Genomic DNA, 18,931 nt, shown 5'->3' on the forward strand with positions numbered 1-18,931 from the left:
AAAAGGAAACGAGCATTCATGGCACGCGCAAAGTTTGAAAGGAATAAACCCCACGTTAATATCGGTACTGTTGGCCACGTTGACCACGGCAAAACTACCTTAACAGCAGCTATTACAATGACCTTGGCAGCTATGGGTCAGGCTGTAGGTAAGGGATATGATCAAATTGATAATGCACCCGAAGAAAAAGCACGGGGTATTACCATCAATACCGCTCACGTTGAGTATGAAACTGGCGATCGCCACTATGCTCACGTAGACTGTCCTGGACACGCGGATTATGTGAAAAACATGATCACTGGCGCAGCCCAAATGGATGGTGGGATCTTAGTGGTTTCTGCGGCAGATGGCCCTATGCCCCAAACTCGTGAACACATCCTCCTCGCCAAGCAGGTAGGTGTACCCAGTCTAGTTGTCTTCTTAAACAAAGAAGATATGGTAGACGATGCGGAATTGTTAGAGTTGGTAGAACTGGAAGTTAGAGAACTTCTATCTAGTTATGATTTCCCCGGTGATGACATCCCCATTGTCACAGGCTCTGGTCTCAAAGCTCTCGAAGTAATGACCAAGAATCCTAAGACACAACGCGGAGAAGATCCCTGGGTAGATAAAATCTACAACCTGATGGATGCGGTAGATTCCTACATCCCCACTCCTGAGCGGGCTGTTGACCTACCCTTCCTCATGGCTGTGGAAGACGTGTTCTCAATCACAGGTCGTGGTACTGTGGCTACCGGTCGGATTGAACGGGGTGTTGTCAAAGTTGGCGATAACGTTGAATTAGTAGGTATTAGAGATACTCGCGCCACCACCGTAACTGGGATCGAGATGTTCAAGAAGAGTCTTGATCAAGGTATGGCTGGAGATAACGCAGGTGTTTTACTCCGGGGTATTCAAAAGGCTGATATTGAACGGGGTATGGTAATTGCCAAGCCAGGTTCAATTAAACCTCACACTCAATTTGAAGGTGAAGTTTATGTCCTCACAGAAAAAGAAGGTGGGCGGAAAACACCATTCTTTGCTGGTTATCGTCCTCAATTCTATGTGCGGACAACTGATGTAACAGGTACCATCAAAAGCTACACCTCTGATGAGGGCAAAGAAGTAGAAATGGTAATGCCAGGCGATCGCATCAAGATGACTGTGGAACTAATCAACCCGATTGCGATTGAGCAAGGTATGCGCTTCGCTATTCGTGAAGGTGGTCGCACTATTGGTGCTGGTGTCGTTTCTAAAATCCTCAAATAGTACATTCTTGCTTTCGTAACACAGGAGCAGAGATGCTAAAGTTCGTCTCTGCTCTTTTCTATTCCTTCTATATAAGGATTGGCTATTGGGAATAATCTAGTCCTCAGTAACCAGTTTTTAGTCACTTAATTAATCAGAACCTGGAAAACTCAAGATGGCAACTTTACAGCAGCAAAAGATTAGAATTCGCTTACAGGCTTTTGACCGACGTTTATTGGATACATCTTGCGAGAAGATTGTAGACACTGCTAACCGTACTAACGCTACAGCTATAGGTCCGATTCCTTTACCAACCAAACGTAGGATATATTGCGTACTGAGATCGCCTCACGTCGATAAGGATTCCCGCGAACATTTTGAAACCCGCACCCATCGTCGCATTATTGACATTTATCAACCTTCTTCTAAAACTATTGATGCGCTGATGAAGTTGGATTTACCATCTGGTGTAGATATCGAAGTAAAACTGTAACTAGTCATTGGTCATTAGCACTAGGAAAAATGACCAATCACAAATGTTTAGAGACTCAATTAGTATTATTGATAACTTAGCCCTGAAGAAATTTGTCTCAGGGCTTTTTATTTAGCTGTAAAACAAATGATAAAATATAAAAAAAGCACGGGAAAAATAGGGGAAAATAAATTTTTTAAGATGAAATTTATACTTAACTAACAATGACATCCTCTTCTAAAATTGCAGTTCGTGAATTACCTCTGTTCCCGTTACCTGAAGTGGTTCTATTTCCTACTAGACCATTACCCCTACATATCTTTGAATTTCGCTACAGAATCATGATGAACACGATTTTGGAGAGCGATCGCAGGTTTGGAGTCTTGATGGTCGATCCAGTCAAAGGCACAATAGCTAATGTAGGTTGCTGCGCGGAAATTATTCATTACCAACGAATGCCTGATGACCGCATGGAAATGTTAACTTTGGGACAGCAACGGTTTCGTGTTTTAGAGTATGTACGTGAAAAGCCCTATCGTGTGGGTTTAGTAGAGTGGATTGAAGACTATCCACCATCTAAGGATTTACGACCTTTAGCTACTGAGGTAGAACAGCTACTGGTCGATGTTGTTCGTCTTTCTGCCAAGTTAACCGAAAAAGATATTGAATTGCCAGAAGATTTGCCTGATTTACCAACAGAGCTATCTTACTGGGTAGCAAGTAACCTTTATGGTGTAGCTCCAGAGCAGCAAGCATTGCTAGAAATACAGGATACTGTGGCTCGCTTAGAACGAGAAGCAGAAATTTTGACTTCTACTCGTAATCATCTAGCAGCACGTTCTGTGCTAAAAGATACGTTTAATAATTCATAATTGACAGATTTGGGTGGGTATCCCTGCCCTCACAAGGGTAGGTTTTTTGATCTGTGAAGGCAGGACTGGGAAGACAAGGAGGGAACGTAGACAAGGAAGATTTTATACGCACAATAGTCTTTTAACGGAGTATTTCTGTACGGTTTTCCTCCCTTGTCACCTTGTCACCCAAGTCTTGCCCTCACGAGAATGTAAAATACATACCCTTGTGAGATCCCTGCCCACCCCACAAAACTTAGACTTAATTTTGAGTCATACAGTTTCAGTGTTAATGGCTAATTGGTAAGACATTATAGCTGCCAAAAATCTTTAGAATTTCTGTATAATTATTTAATTCAGCCAAAGCGGCTTGCATTGATGCTGTATCAGAATTTGCTTCTATATCAATGAAAAATAAGTATTCTCCTAAAGAGCGTTTCGTGGGACGAGACTCAATTCGACTGAGATTGATATCTAGTTGAGCAAATACTTGCAAAGCTTTAACTAGAGCGCCTGGTATATTAGCAGGTACGCTGAAAGCTAGGGAAGTATGACTGGTAGAAAATGTCTGGTAATCAGCATCGCTTTCAGCCTGACTTACCACCCAAAAGCGGGTACAGTTTTCTGGATAGTCGTTAATACCACTGGCTAAAATGGGCAGGTTGTAAAGTTGTGCTGCTCTACTAGATGATATTGTTGCAGTTGTGATCTCCTGTTTGATTCGCTCTAGTGCCTCGGTGGTGGAGTTAGTAGGAATCAAATTTACATTTGGTAGGCACTGCGCTAACCATCTTTGACATTGCGCTAAAGCTTGGGGATGAGAATAAACAGTTTGAATACTCTCTAAGCTAGTTGCACAGGAAATTAAAGTATGGGAGATAGGCAGAATTAAAGCCAATTTAATTTTTAAACTGTCCAATTGCCACAGTTGATCTAATGTCATACTCACACTACCTTCAATGGAATTTTCCACAGGGACAACAGCTAACTGGGATGCTCCCGTAGCAACGGCTTGTAGTGATTGGGCAATAGTTGCATAAGGGGATAAGTTGGCTTCAATTCCCTGATTTTTTTGCAGCCAGTTGAGATAAAAAAAAGCGGCTTGTTCGGAATAAGTTCCAGGAGGCCCCAAATGTGCGATCATCGCTAAATTCATACTTTTAGCCTTTAGTTACAAATTTGATTGATAATTAAACAAGGTTATAGTTTTTTCTAAACAAATTAAGTTTATTAAAAAATATTAAAATTAGAAAACAATGCTTTAATTTGCTTATGGCTACTAAGTTTACTGCCTCCCAATCGGTCGAAATTGCTGTCCCCAAGCAGCCTATTCCTATTCAGCATTACTTGCGTCAGCCTCAACGTCTTGTCAAGAGTTTGGCTGACAACACCCGGATTCAACAGATTTCCGAGGAAGTATTTCGCTTAAAAATGCGTCCTTTAGCTTTTATGTCATTGAGTATTCAACCCACTGTAGACATGAGAGTTTGGGCTGATTCCCAAGGAACGATTTATTTGCGATCGCTCGGTTGTGAAATCCTGGGTTTTGAGTATGTTAACCAACGCTTTGCACTCAATTTAAAAGGTTATTTATCACCTTACCAGCTAAGTGGTGAGACTCGTCTGCAAGGAAAAGCTGACCTAGAAGTACTAGTGGATATTCCTCAACCATTTTCTCTAACTCCAAAGCCGATTTTAGAGACTACAGGTAATGGATTACTCAAAAGTGTATTGTTGACAATTAAGCAAAGATTATTACACCATCTTCTAACTGATTATCGTAATTGGGTAATATCACAAACAGAAATAATTAAAATTAGCGGTGATAATCCTGAGCTATCAATCCTGAACTTCGATTAACTTTCTATTCACTCAATACTCAATACTCAATACTCGGTACTCGGTACTCGGTACTCATTACTTAAGTTGGCAAGGACGGAAAGATAGACGATGTAGGGGTGATGGACCGTATTGTTGCAGAGCCAGCAAATGTCGCTGGCTCCCATAACCTTTGTTATGCTCTAAGTCATACATGGGATACTTAGATGCTAAACGTAGCACCAAATCATCACGCCAAACCTTGGCCATGATACTTGCAGCCGCAATGTTAAGCGATCGCTCATCTCCCTTAACGATAGTTTGTTGTGGTATCAATAAATCCTTTACCAACTGATTGCCATCAACCAAGCAAATTGTAGGCTGTACTTTTAGCTTCAGTACAGCCCGTTTCATTGCTAACAGCGTTGCTTGCAAAATATTTAGCTTGTCAATTTCTGCTGTGGAAGCATAACCAATTTTCCAGTCTAAAGCCAGCACACCAATTTGCTGCGCCAGCTGCGTTCTTCGGGAAGCAGACAACTTTTTGCTGTCTTTAATTTTAGCTGCCATTAGTTTTGGCAAAGCGTCTGCGGGTAACACCACTGTTGCCGCTACTACAGGCCCAAATAACGCACCTCGTCCCACTTCATCTACACCTGCAACCAACCCATGAGCATCTAAGTAGGTGGACAACTCCAGCCAACTTAATTTGTCTAAGGGTGCGGTTGAGTCAACAGATGGAGATGTTGGCGCAGATGTTGGCTCTGTGTCTAACATAAAAGCCGTTAACTTTCCTCCAGGCTAGAAATACCTCCATCTACTGCTGAAGAACGACGGCGACGACGGCGATTGGAAATGGAAGCGTTATTTATTTCTTCCTCTTCTGTGAAAGACTCAAATCCCGTTTCTTTATAATCTTCCAGCGGTGGTTCAATTGTTGGTTTAGGAAAATATGGTTCTTCTAGCTCAATTTTTGGTGTAGGCATTTTGACTTTAGTAACTTCAGAATTTGTTCTTTCAGAAAAGGTTGATTCTGATGTTGATTCAGTCGATTCAGTTGTTGGTATTGGTGTTTGTCCAGGTTGAATAATGTTAAAAATCACAGATTTGGGATTCCTAACCTCTTGCTCTAACTTCACACCAGGAGAAATTCCCATCAAAGCAAACATATCTTGTTCCTGGAGGGTCATTTCTACAGAAACAATCTGTGGAGGTTCTACCACAGGTTTAACTGGATCTATTTTAACTTTGGTGCGTTCTGTTCTCTCATTCCAGCCAGATTTGCCAAGAGTGGGTGTTCGCAGTCCATCTCGTGCATCTTTAAGAGGAGCTTCGCTAACGCGTCGTGTCTCGGATAGAAGAGATGGCATTTCTGGTGTGTGGGTTAGTTCACCGTCAGTATCCAAGTCTAAATCCGCCTCATTCACAAAAGCCAATGGAGTTCCTAACCGGGATTCATCTTTGCCGTTAATCCCATTCATCCCAATTCGACTACGACGGGTGCGGGTACGACGTTTATTATCACCCATTTCTTGATAACTGGGGTGGTTGATCAGATGGGTAGGACTCAATTCAGAGTCACCTTCAAATCCTTCCCCAAATCCATCATAGCTTTCCCGTGGTTCTTGTATCCGGGCAGATGGCATACGTGGTTCTCTTTGAGGCAGGGGTGCAAATCGGTCTTGTATGTCTGCTGCTGGGATTGGTAATCGGTTTTCTATTTCTCCTGGTAAGCGGAGGGTATGTCCTAAACCGCCACAGGTGGGACAAGTTTCTCCAAACAATTCATAAATATTTTGACCTTGGCGTTTGCGGGTTAGTTCTACTAAACCTAGTTCGGTCAATTGGGCAATCTGCGGACGGGCTTTATCAGCTTTGAGGGCTTTGTTAAAGTGTTCTAAGACTTGTAGTTGATCGCGCCGTGATTCCATATCAATGAAGTCAACAACGATGACACCTGCAATATTCCGCAACCGTAACTGACGAGCAATTTCTGTTGCTGCTTCGCAGTTTGTCCACAAAACGGTTTCTCTAGCTGTTGCTGATCGCGTGAAGGAACCTGAGTTAACATCTATTACTGTTAATGCCTCTGTTGGCTCAATAATGATATAGCCTCCAGAAGGTAAGTCTACTCTAGGTTTGAGTGCTTCACGAATAGCGGCACTGATGCGGAAGTATTCTAAGATGGGAGAGCGATCGCGATGGTGATCAATTAGCACACCTTGTGGTGTTTGACCTCCACTCCAGTTTTGTAAATATTGCTTGACTCGTCGCAATCCAGTACTGGAATCAACGACAATTCTATTCACATCAGCGCCATACATATCCCGCAATACGCGCTGGATAAAGTCATCATCTCGATTCAATAATGCTGGTGGACGGGTAGATTGCGCTTCTTGCTGGATTACTTCCCATTGCCTTTGCAGCAATTCTAAGTCTTCAATAATTGCTTCTTCTGGCTTACCTTCGGCTTCTGTTCGTACCAGTACACCCATACCCGCAGGTTTGATTAAAATTGCCAGGGCGCGTAGGCGGTTGCGCTCACTTTCACTCTTAATTCGCCGAGATAAATTTACACCTCTACCATAGGGCATTAGCACTACGTAACGTCCAGGTAGGGTAATGTTACCTGTGAGCCTTGGGCCTTTTGTTCCCGTTGGCTCTTTCATCACTTGCACTAAGACTTTTTGCTGTGGTGTGAGCAGTTCGGTAATAGCTGCGGCACTACGCTTAAGTTTCAATGGACCTAAATCGGTGACGTGAATAAAACCGTTGCGTTCTGGATCACCAATATTTACAAAAGCTGCGTCTATCCCTGGTAACACATTTTCTACTACGCCTAAGTAGATATCGCCAATTTGGTGATGACCAGTGGCAACAACAAGTTCTTGGATTTGATCTTCAGAAAATACGGCAGCAATTTGATGCTGCTCTGCGATAATAATTTGTTTTGGCATTCAAGTTCCTCAAAAATTAGCAGCACCAAGGGTGGGGATGAGAAGGAAGCTCTCTGTTATACCTCTAGCCCCTACTGGCAGCCTTACAAGGTGCTACTGGTAATAAAAATTCCTTTCTTTGAAAGAGCTTCCCATAATTGGAAGCTATTAAAAACGTAATTGCGTTTACACGCCTGATTATTCCAGAACGAGTGCATATGTTTTAAGTAATTAAATCAACCGTCCGTGGTTGATTTCTGATGCTATACCTTTACCATCTAGGGTATTAGTATTCAGCAGGTGTTGAAAAAAGCATAGTGTTTAGAGATCAGGCACAGAGCTATTGTTCGTAACTGATTCACTTTCTTAGCTATAGAGAGTGTTCTTTAATATGCCTTAGTTTGTCTGGGATACAATCCTAGAATTTGCACTCTACTAATATCTTGGCTTTCGCTCCCTGGATATCAGGGTAATGAACCAGGTCATTCAATAATGCAGCGCCAGAAAATTTCTCTTCACTTCATTTTAACGCAACCTTGGTGACATACTCCACGCATTATTCCCTTTCAGGCAAGTGTGGGCATCTGTGCGACTCTTTTTTGAAGACATTAACTGAGCTTTAAGACCGTGTGTCTCACAGTTCTTTAGATTGATCAAAGTAAGTGCTATTTAATTTCAAACCAGCATTTACGGCTTTGTTTGAAGTTATTTCTAGTATACGCTGATTTGTTCGTTTCCTCCATGCCCTCTATCTCTCGCCTACGGCATTTGGTTTAGAGGGCTGTCGTCACCTCACTTGTATACCCTACGGTAAGAAAACTACATCTCATCACCTGCTTTGCGGGTGGGTGAGAGGCTTCTACTTGTTAGCTAAATTTCAATTCCTAATGATTATGCTCATTCTGAATAACTACTAGCAAGTTACCCTTGAGGAATTATATTGCTAAAACTAGCCGATTACGGTGGATATGCAGGAGGTGAAATTCTGCACTAGCCACTATTTCTAGTATAGTCAAGATTTGTTCAGGACGCAATATCACACCGTCAGGACGACAGCTACCCAAATAACGCAAGACGGCTTTTGACTCAGATTTCGAGTTGTGGGCTGATACTAACTCTATCTCAAATAAGCGATCGCGCAGATTTATAATTTGGTGTTTGCCTGATTTAGTTGTATGGTCTGACAAAATCTCGTCTTTGGCTTGAATAGCAGAAATCCAGTCTTGCCATTGTGTTGATGTTACTTTCCCAATAGTAGACACAGTGAGCAAATACTCTGCTGCTTCCATCACTTGGTTAGCTGCTGGAGATTTCAAATCTATCTCTTCCACATTATATATGGGTATGTCTGTGGGCAGTTGCGTCAGCAGTTGTTCACGAAAACTTTCCACATTCATTGGTTGAGTTAATTCAAAATCCACAATTTCACCGCTACTGGTAGCACCCAATGCTAAGGCGCTTGTCAGGGAAATGCGGGGGCCTGGATGAAACCCACCGGTAAAAGACACTGGTAAACCGGCTCTTCGCATCACTCTATCAAACAGACGCATTAAGTCAAGATGACTTACTAAAGCCATATCACCTTGTTTACCAAACCAAACCCGCAGACGTTGTGCTTTGGTGGTATTTGGGACAAACTCGCCCACAAATGCCGGAATTTCTGGAGGTTTGATAACGATATTATGACCGAAATCAGTGCCGCAGACACCACAATGAGAACAACCTTCAAAAGAACAATCGGGAACAATTGCCGCTTCTAGAGCGCGTTGTAAGTCTTCTTGGAGCCACTTTTTATCAATCCCTGTATCAATATGATCCCAAGGTAAAGGAGTATCGAGTACCGGGTGAAGAGTACCGAGTGAAGAGTGCTGAGTGCTGAGTTTTGAGTCCTGAGTGAGGATTTTTTCCCCTGCTTCCCCGTTCCCTACAGCAAAGAGATTCCATTCGCCATTTTCAACTAGGCGGTATTTCCAGTCTAGTCCAGCTTCAGCAATCGCATTTTCCCAAGCTTTAAAAGCCTGTTCTACGTTTTCATACCAAGAATCCATCCCTGCACCCAATTCCCAAGCCCGACGCAATACTTTTGCTAAAGAGCGATCGCCCCGACCTATAAAGTCTTCCATTGCTGAAAGGCGGAAATCAGTGAAATTCACCTTTACTCCCCGCATTCGTCGGAATTCTTGTCGCAGTAAACTTTGCTTGCGCTTAAACTCAGAGGTAGAAACCGAGTGCCATTGAAATGGTGTGTGTGGCTTGGGCGTAAAATTAGAAATCGTCAAATTAAAATTAATTGATCTTCTGCCTTTAGCCCAACATTCTTGCTGTAACCATCTTACCGTTTCGGCAATACCCAAAACATCAGTATCTGTTTCGCCGGGTAAACCAATCATAAAATACAACTTGATTTTATCCCAGCCTTTGTCCCAAGCTGTTTTTATTCCTCGCAATAATTCTTCATTTGTCAAGCCCTTATTCACGATGTCCCGCATCCGTTGGGTTCCGGCTTCAGGCGCAAAAGTCAAGCTGCCTTGTCGCGTACCTCCAAGAATATTAGCAATATTCTCATCAAATCTGTCTACTCTCTGACTGGGTAAAGTCAGGGAAATATTTTCATTTTTTAATCTATTTTTGATTTCCATCCCCACAGCAGGGAGGGCTAAATAATCAGAACAACTGAGGGAAAGCAGGGAAAACTCATTGTAACCTGTCGCCCGCATTCCTGCTTCAATTGCTTCTACAACCTGATCCGGTTCTACATCTCGTGCAGGACGAGTCAACATTCCTGGTTGACAAAAGCGACAGCCACGAGTACAACCGCGCCGAATTTCTATTGTCAAGCGATCATGTACTGTTTCGACGTAGGGAACTAACCCAATAGAATAAGCAGGAATCGGCGTTGCTACTCTGCGGAGAATGCGTTTTGGTACATCTGGACGCAGGGGATATACCGCACCACCTTCTCCCATTTCATAAAACCGAGGCACATACACCCCAGGAATTTGCGCCAAGTCTAGCAAGAGTTCTTCTCGACTCAAAAGAGCTTTTTTCCCTTCTGCTAATACCAAGCCAATTTCTGGTAACAGTTCTTCACCATCCCCCAAAGCAATAAAATCAAAGAAATCAGCGTAAGGTTCCGGGTTAGATGTTGCAGTTTGTCCACCAGCGAAAATCAAAGGAAATGGGGAGGAATCTTTATCTTTCTCTTGCCCCCTGCTCCCTGCCCCCTGCTCCCTGCCTCCTACCTCCTCCCTCTCTCTCCATGTCAGAGGAATTCCTGCTAAGTCCAACATTTCCAGGATGTTGGTTGCACCTAATTCATAACTGAGACTAAAGCCTAAAACGTCGAATTCTGTCAGCCAGCGTTTGGACTCTACCGCAAACAAGGGTGTCTGGGTGGTGCGGAGTTTTGCTGCTAAATCTGGCCCTGGTAAATAAGCGCGATCGCACAACTGATTTGGTTGGGCATTCAAAATATTATAAAGAATGATATGTCCCAAATTAGATGCACCAACCTCATATACTTCTGGGTAAGTTAACACCCAGCGTATAGTTGCCGTATCCCAAGGCTTGTGTACTGCTAAACGCTCGTTACCGAGGTAACGGGCAGGTTTTAAAATATCCGGTGTTATTAATTGCTCAACTAAAACAGCCACTTTGCTATCTTCTAGCTACCTTAAATTACAGCTAACCACCTTTAACTTAGCATTGATTCGGTCTTTCAACGTAATTTATCATGGTGAATGAGAACTGTTTCACTGTCACCTATGTTTTTCAGAACTTAGGTTTATTTGAACATAAACTGTTTTAGCTAAATTGACTATATGCCTGAAGTTTCTTTGCTGAATCTTTATTGGTTGACTCTTTTTGTTTAAAGATTGTCATATTTATACTATAAATTGTATTGATATATACATTTTTTTTGTTTGAGTTAAAAAACAATCAACATAGACAGCCAAAAGACAGATTAACCATCTGTAGCTATGATGATAGACCTTACTATAGCTATAAATTACAGGATTTAAGCAAAAATACCCCCAAATGTTCTCCCAAATTTTGATCTTCACTAATAGCAAAAGGCAGGGTAAAAAAACTGTGTATCTCCAACTTTCTCGTGATCTAGATCACTCAATTCTGGATGTTTGGATCACTTTTTATACCGAGGTTTATCTTAGATAATAGATAACAATTACAGTTGGTTTATTCTTTATGAGCACACAATACGCAATTCGTCAATTAGTAGAGAGAGCGTTGCACATAAAAAAATTAACGCCAGAAATAGAAAATGAGATCAACTCAGAACTGACGCAACTGGGTTACATATCCGACGTTGATTATGAAGCCCTAGAATTATTAATGGCAGAGATGGATGCAGGTCGAGTTCAGTTAGTCCCCCAGTGGGGATAATCACTCTTGATAAATTCACAATTCTTTACCATTCTGGGAGGCTTGCCAAAGTTGGTGAATAAACTGATTGAGTTGCTGTTGAGCAACTGTATTAACGTCGGCTTTTGCTTCCTTGGGTAAAAGTTGACTCAATAGACCAATGACTTCTGTATCCAGTGCCGCCTGAAATAACTTGATAGGCCACAATAAGTCAGATGCATCTCGCAAATCGGTGATTAGTGGTGTTTCGTGGCTAAAGTTAGCCAAAAGCAAAGGACGCACCCAGCACAAATCACGAGAAATTACAACTTGAACGACTTCAGCATAAAGATTTCTGTCACTATAATTTAAAGAAACAATCTGTCCCGGTTGAAAGTTAGGGCTAATATCCATTTTCTTAATTTTAAAAGTAATACTAGTGTAGTATTATGATAATGCTTGAAGTTGTATAGTCTTCAGCGCCAGCAACAGCCAGACAGCAAAAATTTTTTGCCTGGAATTGAAACAGAAATGTTATAAGATTAAGTAAACAACTGTTAAGCAGAAGCTCAACAGAAACCGTATTGTAGTAAATCAAGTATAAAAGAGCAAAGAGTAGTGTCAGTCGAAACCATTGAGAAGCGTTCCACATCCCGCAAGCTCGCGCCTCAGTATCGCGTTTTGCTCCATAACGACGACTACAACTCTATGGAGTATGTGGTTCAAGTACTAATGACAACTGTGCCGAGTATTACCCAGCCTCAAGCTGTGAGCATCATGATGGAAGCTCATAGTAATGGGTTAGCTTTAGTTATTACTTGCGCTCAGGAACCCGCAGAGTTCTATTGCGAAACATTAAAAAGTCATGGATTGAGTAGCACCATTGAACCTGATGAATAGTAATTGGTCATGAGTCATTGGTCATTAGCAGTATAGTGTTGACTGAATGATATTTGACTAATCCATGATGAAAATTAATCTAGACCAACTAGCCCAGTACCCCGTCCTTGCCAGACTGGGTTGTTTCATTCTGGCTTTGTTGTTATTATGGCTACCTTTAGCAGCACCGATATATTTATTCGTGGAAGATACTAATTTAGAAAGTATCTTGACAATGGTGCTACTTTATGTGCAGTTTATTTTTTTGGTCAAGCTATGGGGACAACGAGTCTATCAACAGCCTCAGATATTAACTCATTATGGTTTAGAGTTTTCACGCCAAAACGGCGTAAATTTTGTTCAAGGCTTGGCTATTGGATTAATTAATATTTTGATTGTATTTGGTGTACAGGGTTTGTTAGGTTGGTTGGTATGGCAACAACCCAAAGTTTTTTTATTGAAAATAGTTTTAGAAGGTTTACTAGTTGGGTTCGGTGTTGGTTTTGCAGAGGAATTATTATTTCGCGGTTGGTTATTGGATGAGCTAAAAAGAGACTATAGTTTAAGTTTAGCAACTTGGATAGATGCTATTTTATTTGCTGTCGCCCATTTTATTAAACCCTTAGAAGCTATTATTCATACTTTGCCACAATTTCCCGCTTTGGTATTATTAGGATTAACGCAAGTATGGGCAAAAAGTTGGTGTCGAGGCCGTTTGGGTTTACCTATTGGTTTACATAGTGGTTTAGTTTGGGGTTATTACATTATTAATGTAGGAGAATTAACAAAACATTCAGGGGTAGTTCCTGACTGGGTGACAGGTGTGAATAATAATCCTTTACAGGGAGTAATGGGGGTGTTATTTATGGGTGGAATGGCTTGGTGGATGCGAGGGAGAAGTACTAAATTTCATGATGATTAGATATCTTGTTATTTTACTGTTATTAATATTTTCTGTTTCTTGCACATCTCCAGCTTTGGCTAATGTCTGTCGGCATTATAATGGACATGAAATTTGCATTCTTAGTATTAAACGCAGTGCAAAAAAATATTGGGAATATCGGGCTGCTGTAAGTGTAGACGGTGTAAAAACACCTGTTGAAATTTACAATTGTCATGCTAAGTTTAAGGTTAATAAAGATAAGACTCTTACTCAATTTAAAGAGAATAGTCCTGGTGAGATGATTTGTAGTTTTTTTCAGAAGTAATCATGGAAAAATTTGAACAAACATAATATATCCCCGCAAACCCCCTTAAAAAAGGGTAGCGAAGATAAGTTACAAATATCATTCTTTTAGTGAAATGGTATCATCAGATTTTTCTATTTATTGGGTGTCGTAAAAACACGCCAAATAATAAATACAGTAATCCCTATATATGAGAATACAGTCAGCCATTCTTGCCAACGTGATATATCATTCATAAGCAAAAAGAAGGATCAAGAAACCGCTTCCAGAATTGTACCTACCAAACAAGCCCGATCTAAATTAACTCCGTTCAAATTTGCAGCTTCTAACTCTGCACAAAGTAAGTTAGCCCCTGTTAAATTCGCTCCTGCCAGGTTTGCACCCCGCAAGTCTGCTTCTTCGAGATTGGCTTCACTTAATAATGCCCCTTGTAAATCAGCCCGGCTTAAATCTGCACCTTTAAGATTTGCCCCTGTGAGGTTTGCACCGCGTAATTCAGCACTTCGTAAGTCAACACCTTGTAAGTTCACACTCATTAAATTAGCACCACTTAAGAAAGCACCAGCCAAAGTAACATCGCTGAGTGTTGCACCCATCAAGTTAGCACCCCGCAAATTGCTACCCCGCATATCAGCACTGCTTAAGTCTGCTTGCATCAAATTTGCTCCCATGAGGTTAGCCCGCAAGTCAGTTTCTTGGAGGTTAGCGCCCATCAAATTCGCACCTTCAAAATGTGCGCCTTCGAGTTTAGAACTAGTAAAGTTAGTACCAACTAGGGTTGCACCGGCTAAGTTGACGCGGCTTAAATCTATTTGGGATAGTTCCTCGTCTTCTAAATCTACTCCTGGGAGTTGTTTGATTTTTCCTAATCTAATGGCTTCAATATTCATTTGCTGTAATTACTAATCTCCTCACTACTTTTGCTATGGCTGTCCCATCGTGAATCAAGTAACCACATACCACTACTGACTTTAGCTATCATTAGGGGTAAGTCAAGTCCCTGTTGTAAACCCATGACTAATAAAGTTAGGGTATCTACAAGTTTAGGGTCGAAGCGGGTAGATTGTTGCAGTCTGCACTCATCTAAAGCTTGAGCAAATATATCTTCTCCGCTTTTATCTGAGTATTTTTGCTGATTGACTCGCGACTGAAAATCTGATGCTAATGCTAAAATTCTCGATTCTAGGGGGATTTCATCTCCAACTAAACCGGCTGGTTCTCCTGTTCCGTTCCACCACTCAGTTTGGTGAGTGATAATTTGGGCAACTGCTCGCAATCGTGGCATTGTCCGTAATACTTGTACTCCTGGGATTAGGGGACAGGTTAGGGGACAACTGGGAGCATTTTCTTGGTAGCTGGTGGATGTGCTGCGAACGAGGATGCTTTCAGCATTTTGTAGTGGATCTATGCGGTGTAATAACCCTGCTAGGCGCAATCTCTTAATTTGCCATGCTGGTAAATCTAACAACTGACCGATTGTTTCCGAAAGTGCCACGACTTCTGCTGCGGCTTTGGGGTTGCTGATATTCGCTAAATCCATTAATTGCGCCATCCGCAAAAATGCCTGGATTTCGTTAGAAACCAAGTTGCGATCTAGGGCTTTTTGTTGCAGGGCTGCGGGGAGGGTTAATTTTTCTTGTCCTGCTTGTAGGTAATCGACGACGCGGGAAACAACTGCACTTAGGTCTTTTGGTGGGGTGATAGAAGCTTGAATCGCTTGTTTATGGGTGCTGAGTTTGGTTGCTAATTCTGGGTTGTATTTTTGAATGTGAGCGATCGCTATTTCTGCTGTTTCACTGACTAACTCTGGTTCAAATGTCCACAAACCATAAAATTTACGTTCTAAATCTGATCCTGGTAAACCACCGATTCCATAATCAGCATCAGATAATTCTTGACAAATTACCATTGCTGTGTATTCAGGTGATAAAATAATCAAATGCCATTCCTGCTCTACAGGATCACCTGCGGCTATAGCTACTAAATCAACATTGGGTAACTGACTCGTAGGATGTTCTGCAAAACCCGCATCAGCAGAAGCCATAATCGCAATTTCACGGCTGCGCTTGGCAATATCTGCGTATCTATTAGCTTCCTGCAAATACCATTTACCTTGTTGAAACGCTGTTATTACTAAAGGCGCACCATCATCAGTTAAAATATGGTCTTCCAGCGCATGACACAGCGAGACGAGGGTATTCTTGTAGTACACACCAAAATGAATTGGCCTGTTACTATGACGATGAGCTACTTCTAATTTTTGGAGAATTGAACCTTCTAGCATGAATTTTGGTGAAGATAATCGCAGATGATGGGAGGGGGACAAGTGAAAATTCAATCATTTCCCGTACTCCCTTGTTTTCTATGATACGCCTGCCAGATGTTTCTCTTTAGTTTCAATTGGCGCTGAAAGTGCTGTTTCTAACTCAGCACACCCTAGTTTTTCTTCTAAGATATTCATAACTTCACGTCCGAAGTCGTTGGGGTTGCGTCGCCAAGCTTGTAAACAGACTTCTCCGAAAAATGAACCTAGTGGTTCAGGGTTCCACAGAAGTTTTTTAGCTGTCCAGGGCATCAAACTCATTGGATCATACCCTGGTTTGAGGATACCTTCTTTAAAGGCATATTCTTCTAAATGGGTATGAGGTTGTAGTCCAATAAAGAAAATGGCAGGCTCTACTTTATCAGCACCGAAAATCCGTTCCAGTTCCCGGTGATAAGCGATCGTTTGGCGAATGGTTTCATGACGTTCGTCAATGACATTAAAAGAGTAATTGACGGAAACCAAGTCATTGAAACCAGCGGCTTTTAAATCACGACAGTTTTGCAAGACAGTCCGCAGATTATACCCCATCCGCATTTTTCGCACCAACTCTTGAGAACCGCTAGTAATACCGATTTCAAAGTAGTTCATCCCTGTTTTTGCCATCAAGTCACACAACTCTGGAGTTAAGTTGTCTGCTCTGATGTATGCTGCCCAGTTTATATCTGTCATCCCAGAATCGACAATCTTTTGTAATAGTTCTATAGCATCGTCGATATATTTGCGTGCAGGGATAAATTGAGCATCAGTAAACCAGAAGTTGCGAATGCCGCGATTATATAATTGGCGCATCTCGGCCACAACTTCATCGGCAGGGTTAATGCGTACCTGTTTGCCTTCAACAACAGTGTAAACGCAGTAACAGCAGTTATGAGGACAACCACGCTTGGTTTGTACACCGACATAGAAATCTCGATCTTGCAGGTAATAATTAAATTCCGGCCAGATATTTTCTATGTAGTCATAGTTACAAGCTGTTTTTTCTAAGGGTGTGGGTTGTTCGTGGATCAGACGTTCTCGTGGTTGATTTTCTCCCACTACATAGCAACGTTCATCTCGAAACTCTTGGCCACCTAAGAATTTGGTCAGCAAGGTTTCTCCTTCACCGACAGAGATGATTGTTCCTTGCGGTAAGCTTTTGCCCAACTGTTGATAAAATACGCTGACTGCACCACCACCTAAAACTACACGTGCTTGAGAGTGATATTTTTGGGCGCGAGCTAAACCACGTTTAACTAAACCTAAGTTGCGCCACAACTCTACATAATAGGCAATGAAAATGCGTAAACCGCCTAATGCCCCACGTAATTTGGTGAGCGGGTTTTTGGCATAGTAAAATTCAAAGGCGTTTTGCAGTGGGTTTCCACCGCGTCCACCTACTGGAGCATATATTTGAATATCGCGCCAAGAAAAGACTAGGAGTGTGGGTTTAAATTCATCAATACAGGTATCTAGGGCAGTAGCATAATCTAAAGGTGGTACTGTGCCTAAATCAAAAATCCGCTGTTCGATGTTGGGAAACAGCTTGTGGACGTGATCAGAAAGATAAACAACCCCAATGGGAAAGATGGGGTTACAGGGAAGGCGAACGTAAAGAATGCGGTTTTCCGTCATAATGTTTTAACTTCCATCTTGCCGATTTTTTAGGTGAAACCTATAGAAACATCTGTTTTAAACTGTTTTTTTAGTTTACTGAAATTACCAAGATTTTGCTTGACATTTGAGCAAATTATTGATATTGAAAAACTTGATGTTAGTAAAAGTGCAAAAAGCTAAAACTACTGTGCATAAAATTATGTGAAATTATACAGAGAGATAGACTTTATGAGGAAAAATTTCATATAGCTTTACCATAACATTGACTCTATTCATTAAGCGATGTTTTTCCTCTGTAATTCTGGAGATAGATGATAAGGGAACAGGGAGAAGGGGTTAGGGAGTAAGGAGTAGCCTGGAAAGTCTGGGGATGATAAATTTGAAAAAATGAGATATGGTCAGGAAATTTCTATAAATAAAGACATAACTTTAGATAGAAATAATGCAGAAAATTCCAGTTGGTAGTCGGAGTTACAGCAACTGGGGATCGGGCGATGTTAGTTTTGCCTATGTAATGTAGAATTGTGGCGTAAAAGCTCCTCAGCAGTTATGGCTCAAATATTAGATCCTCTACCACCGGAGCAATCGGGGAAGTTTCTCTGCTGCTACGTCAATGCCACAAGTAAAATGCAGGTGGCTCGCATCTCCAATATTCCTAACTGGTACTTTGAAAGGGTTGTGTTTCCTGGACAACGGCTAGTTTTTGAAGCCCCGAAAGAAGCTCAGATGGAGATTCATACGGGAATGATGGCAAGTTCAATTTTATCGGATACAATACCGTGCGATCGCCTAGCCATCAGTGAACCTACTAGCAATGGATGTGATGATACAGATTCTTTAGAAGAAAAAAAACCGATAAATACCACTTCGATGGGTTCTTCCATAAATACAAAAGTTGGAGATACTACAAAGCCCTTACAAATCTTAGGATTAGCATCGGTTGATTGAAAAAAATTTTTCTCAATTTTTAGGGTTGCTGAGTTCAGCAGCCTTTTTTATTGATGCTTATTGCTTACAATCGGAATAGCTGTAATACCGTTTCACTTTAAATCTAATACCAATAGGCCGCAGAGGGAAAGAATTACAACCCAATGATTTGTATCAGGATTTTCGTGAAATGGATGTCTACACCGAGAACAGCAACTAGAAGAAACCTTATTTTTGCTATTACTATATATTCGATGTTGATTATTTTCAACGCTTGGCACTCACGTATTTTTCCGTAGATGAGCGTAGAAAAGAGAGTGAAGCGATCGCAGTTGCCGAACTTATTCACACTG

The 18,931-nt window shown here is 41.5% G+C and carries 17 protein-coding genes; 9 read left to right on the plus strand and 8 right to left on the minus strand.

Annotated elements, in window-relative coordinates; translation table 11 throughout:
* The first annotated feature begins 18 nt into the window (after positions 1-18).
* The 3 genes from tuf (at position 19) to ACSQ6I_RS15210 (ending at position 2,571) form a co-directional block, all read left to right on the plus strand.
* Positions 19-1,248, plus strand: coding sequence for an elongation factor Tu (gene tuf / locus ACSQ6I_RS15200; protein WP_438891145.1), 1,230 nt, complete (start codon positions 19-21; stop codon positions 1,246-1,248).
* 154 nt (positions 1,249-1,402) lie between these two features.
* Positions 1,403-1,720 (plus strand): 30S ribosomal protein S10, encoded by a 318-nt coding sequence (gene rpsJ, locus ACSQ6I_RS15205; protein WP_008232935.1) that lies wholly within the window; start codon positions 1,403-1,405, stop codon positions 1,718-1,720.
* A gap of 203 nt (positions 1,721-1,923) precedes the next feature.
* The gene (locus ACSQ6I_RS15210; protein ID WP_438891146.1) at positions 1,924-2,571 is read left to right on the plus strand and encodes an LON peptidase substrate-binding domain-containing protein; all 648 of its coding nucleotides are present in this window, start codon (positions 1,924-1,926) and stop codon (positions 2,569-2,571) included.
* 268 nt (positions 2,572-2,839) lie between these two features.
* Here the strand turns inward: ACSQ6I_RS15210 and pheA are convergent, their stop codons facing one another.
* A complete protein-coding gene (gene pheA, locus ACSQ6I_RS15215) occupies positions 2,840-3,706 on the minus strand; it encodes a prephenate dehydratase (protein WP_438891147.1) in 867 nt (288 codons plus the stop codon).
* 116 nt (positions 3,707-3,822) lie between these two features.
* Between pheA and ACSQ6I_RS15220 the strand changes: the two genes are divergently transcribed.
* On the plus strand, positions 3,823-4,410 hold the full coding sequence (locus ACSQ6I_RS15220; protein WP_438891148.1) for a DUF1997 domain-containing protein: 588 nt from the start codon (positions 3,823-3,825) through the stop codon (positions 4,408-4,410).
* A gap of 57 nt (positions 4,411-4,467) precedes the next feature.
* Here ACSQ6I_RS15220 and ACSQ6I_RS15225 read toward each other — a convergent pair whose 3' ends face one another.
* The 3 genes from ACSQ6I_RS15225 to ACSQ6I_RS15235 form a co-directional block, all read right to left on the minus strand.
* The gene (locus ACSQ6I_RS15225) at positions 4,468-5,145 is read right to left on the minus strand and encodes a ribonuclease HII (RefSeq protein WP_438891149.1); all 678 of its coding nucleotides are present in this window, start codon (positions 5,143-5,145) and stop codon (positions 4,468-4,470) included.
* A gap of 8 nt (positions 5,146-5,153) precedes the next feature.
* Positions 5,154-7,325: an Rne/Rng family ribonuclease gene (locus ACSQ6I_RS15230; protein ID WP_438891150.1), complete on the minus strand. Its 2,172-nt coding sequence runs from the start codon at positions 7,323-7,325 to the stop codon at positions 5,154-5,156.
* Positions 7,326-8,239: 914 nt separating this feature from the next.
* A complete protein-coding gene (locus tag ACSQ6I_RS15235) occupies positions 8,240-10,957 on the minus strand; it encodes a TIGR03960 family B12-binding radical SAM protein (RefSeq protein WP_438891151.1) in 2,718 nt (905 codons plus the stop codon).
* A 553-nt stretch (positions 10,958-11,510) separates the two neighbouring features.
* Here ACSQ6I_RS15235 and ACSQ6I_RS15240 point away from each other — a divergent pair.
* Positions 11,511-11,708, plus strand: coding sequence for a hypothetical protein (locus ACSQ6I_RS15240; RefSeq protein WP_323311762.1), 198 nt, complete (start codon positions 11,511-11,513; stop codon positions 11,706-11,708).
* Positions 11,709-11,723: 15 nt separating this feature from the next.
* Here ACSQ6I_RS15240 and ACSQ6I_RS15245 read toward each other — a convergent pair whose 3' ends face one another.
* Entirely contained in the window at positions 11,724-12,080 is a 357-nt protein-coding gene (locus ACSQ6I_RS15245; RefSeq protein ID WP_438891152.1) for a hypothetical protein, read from the minus strand.
* A gap of 204 nt (positions 12,081-12,284) precedes the next feature.
* Between ACSQ6I_RS15245 and clpS the strand changes: the two genes are divergently transcribed.
* The 3 genes from clpS to ACSQ6I_RS15260 all read left to right on the plus strand — a co-directional run bounded on the left by clpS (position 12,285) and on the right by ACSQ6I_RS15260 (position 13,753).
* On the plus strand, positions 12,285-12,566 hold the full coding sequence (gene clpS / locus ACSQ6I_RS15250; RefSeq protein WP_015214561.1) for an ATP-dependent Clp protease adapter ClpS: 282 nt from the start codon (positions 12,285-12,287) through the stop codon (positions 12,564-12,566).
* A 67-nt stretch (positions 12,567-12,633) separates the two neighbouring features.
* Positions 12,634-13,467: a lysostaphin resistance A-like protein gene (locus tag ACSQ6I_RS15255; RefSeq protein ID WP_438891234.1), complete on the plus strand. Its 834-nt coding sequence runs from the start codon at positions 12,634-12,636 to the stop codon at positions 13,465-13,467.
* The gene (locus tag ACSQ6I_RS15260; RefSeq protein WP_438891153.1) at positions 13,457-13,753 is read left to right on the plus strand and encodes a hypothetical protein; all 297 of its coding nucleotides are present in this window, start codon (positions 13,457-13,459) and stop codon (positions 13,751-13,753) included. Before ACSQ6I_RS15255 ends, ACSQ6I_RS15260 begins: the two co-directional genes overlap by 11 nt.
* A 230-nt stretch (positions 13,754-13,983) precedes the next feature.
* On the opposite strand, the gene ACSQ6I_RS15265 is transcribed toward ACSQ6I_RS15260, so the two are convergent.
* The 3 genes from ACSQ6I_RS15265 to ACSQ6I_RS15275 all read right to left on the minus strand — a co-directional run bounded on the left by ACSQ6I_RS15265 (position 13,984) and on the right by ACSQ6I_RS15275 (position 17,669).
* Positions 13,984-14,622 carry a pentapeptide repeat-containing protein gene (locus ACSQ6I_RS15265; RefSeq protein ID WP_438891154.1) on the minus strand — a complete coding sequence of 213 codons (639 nt, stop codon included), beginning with the start codon at positions 14,620-14,622 and terminating at the stop codon, positions 13,984-13,986.
* On the minus strand, positions 14,619-16,016 hold the full coding sequence (locus tag ACSQ6I_RS15270) for a DICT sensory domain-containing protein (protein WP_438891155.1): 1,398 nt from the start codon (positions 16,014-16,016) through the stop codon (positions 14,619-14,621). The genes ACSQ6I_RS15265 and ACSQ6I_RS15270 overlap by 4 nt, the downstream gene beginning before the upstream one ends.
* Before the next feature lie 78 nt (positions 16,017-16,094).
* Complete coding sequence (locus ACSQ6I_RS15275; protein WP_438891156.1) at positions 16,095-17,669, minus strand: photosystem II high light acclimation radical SAM protein; 1,575 nt, start codon at positions 17,667-17,669, stop codon at positions 16,095-16,097.
* Positions 17,670-18,200: 531 nt separating this feature from the next.
* Here ACSQ6I_RS15275 and ACSQ6I_RS15280 point away from each other — a divergent pair.
* Positions 18,201-18,599 (plus strand): DUF1830 domain-containing protein, encoded by a 399-nt coding sequence (locus tag ACSQ6I_RS15280; protein WP_438891157.1) that lies wholly within the window; start codon positions 18,201-18,203, stop codon positions 18,597-18,599.
* The last annotated feature ends 332 nt before the right edge of the window (positions 18,600-18,931 follow it).

It is taken from the genome of Anabaena sp. WFMT (genome assembly GCF_051781005.1).
Lineage (GTDB): Bacteria > Cyanobacteriota > Cyanobacteriia > Cyanobacteriales > Nostocaceae > Anabaena.

Bases quoted from the DNA above. Each gene is read 5' to 3' on its own strand.
- tuf (WP_438891145.1), top strand. From the start codon at position 19: ATGGCACGCGCAAAGTTTGAAAGGAATAAACCCCACGTTAATATCGGT.
- rpsJ (WP_008232935.1), top strand. From the start codon at position 1,403: ATGGCAACTTTACAGCAGCAAAAGATTAGAATTCGCTTACAGGCTTTT.
- ACSQ6I_RS15210 (WP_438891146.1), top strand. From the start codon at position 1,924: ATGACATCCTCTTCTAAAATTGCAGTTCGTGAATTACCTCTGTTCCCG.
- pheA (WP_438891147.1), bottom strand. From the start codon at position 3,706: ATGAATTTAGCGATGATCGCACATTTGGGGCCTCCTGGAACTTATTCC.
- ACSQ6I_RS15220 (WP_438891148.1), top strand. From the start codon at position 3,823: ATGGCTACTAAGTTTACTGCCTCCCAATCGGTCGAAATTGCTGTCCCC.
- ACSQ6I_RS15225 (WP_438891149.1), bottom strand. From the start codon at position 5,145: ATGTTAGACACAGAGCCAACATCTGCGCCAACATCTCCATCTGTTGAC.
- ACSQ6I_RS15230 (WP_438891150.1), bottom strand. From the start codon at position 7,325: ATGCCAAAACAAATTATTATCGCAGAGCAGCATCAAATTGCTGCCGTA.
- ACSQ6I_RS15240 (WP_323311762.1), top strand. From the start codon at position 11,511: ATGAGCACACAATACGCAATTCGTCAATTAGTAGAGAGAGCGTTGCAC.
- ACSQ6I_RS15245 (WP_438891152.1), bottom strand. From the start codon at position 12,080: ATGGATATTAGCCCTAACTTTCAACCGGGACAGATTGTTTCTTTAAAT.
- ACSQ6I_RS15255 (WP_438891234.1), top strand. From the start codon at position 12,634: ATGAAAATTAATCTAGACCAACTAGCCCAGTACCCCGTCCTTGCCAGA.
- ACSQ6I_RS15260 (WP_438891153.1), top strand. From the start codon at position 13,457: ATGATGATTAGATATCTTGTTATTTTACTGTTATTAATATTTTCTGTT.
- ACSQ6I_RS15265 (WP_438891154.1), bottom strand. From the start codon at position 14,622: ATGAATATTGAAGCCATTAGATTAGGAAAAATCAAACAACTCCCAGGA.
- ACSQ6I_RS15270 (WP_438891155.1), bottom strand. From the start codon at position 16,016: ATGCTAGAAGGTTCAATTCTCCAAAAATTAGAAGTAGCTCATCGTCAT.
- ACSQ6I_RS15275 (WP_438891156.1), bottom strand. From the start codon at position 17,669: ATGACGGAAAACCGCATTCTTTACGTTCGCCTTCCCTGTAACCCCATC.
- ACSQ6I_RS15280 (WP_438891157.1), top strand. From the start codon at position 18,201: ATGGCTCAAATATTAGATCCTCTACCACCGGAGCAATCGGGGAAGTTT.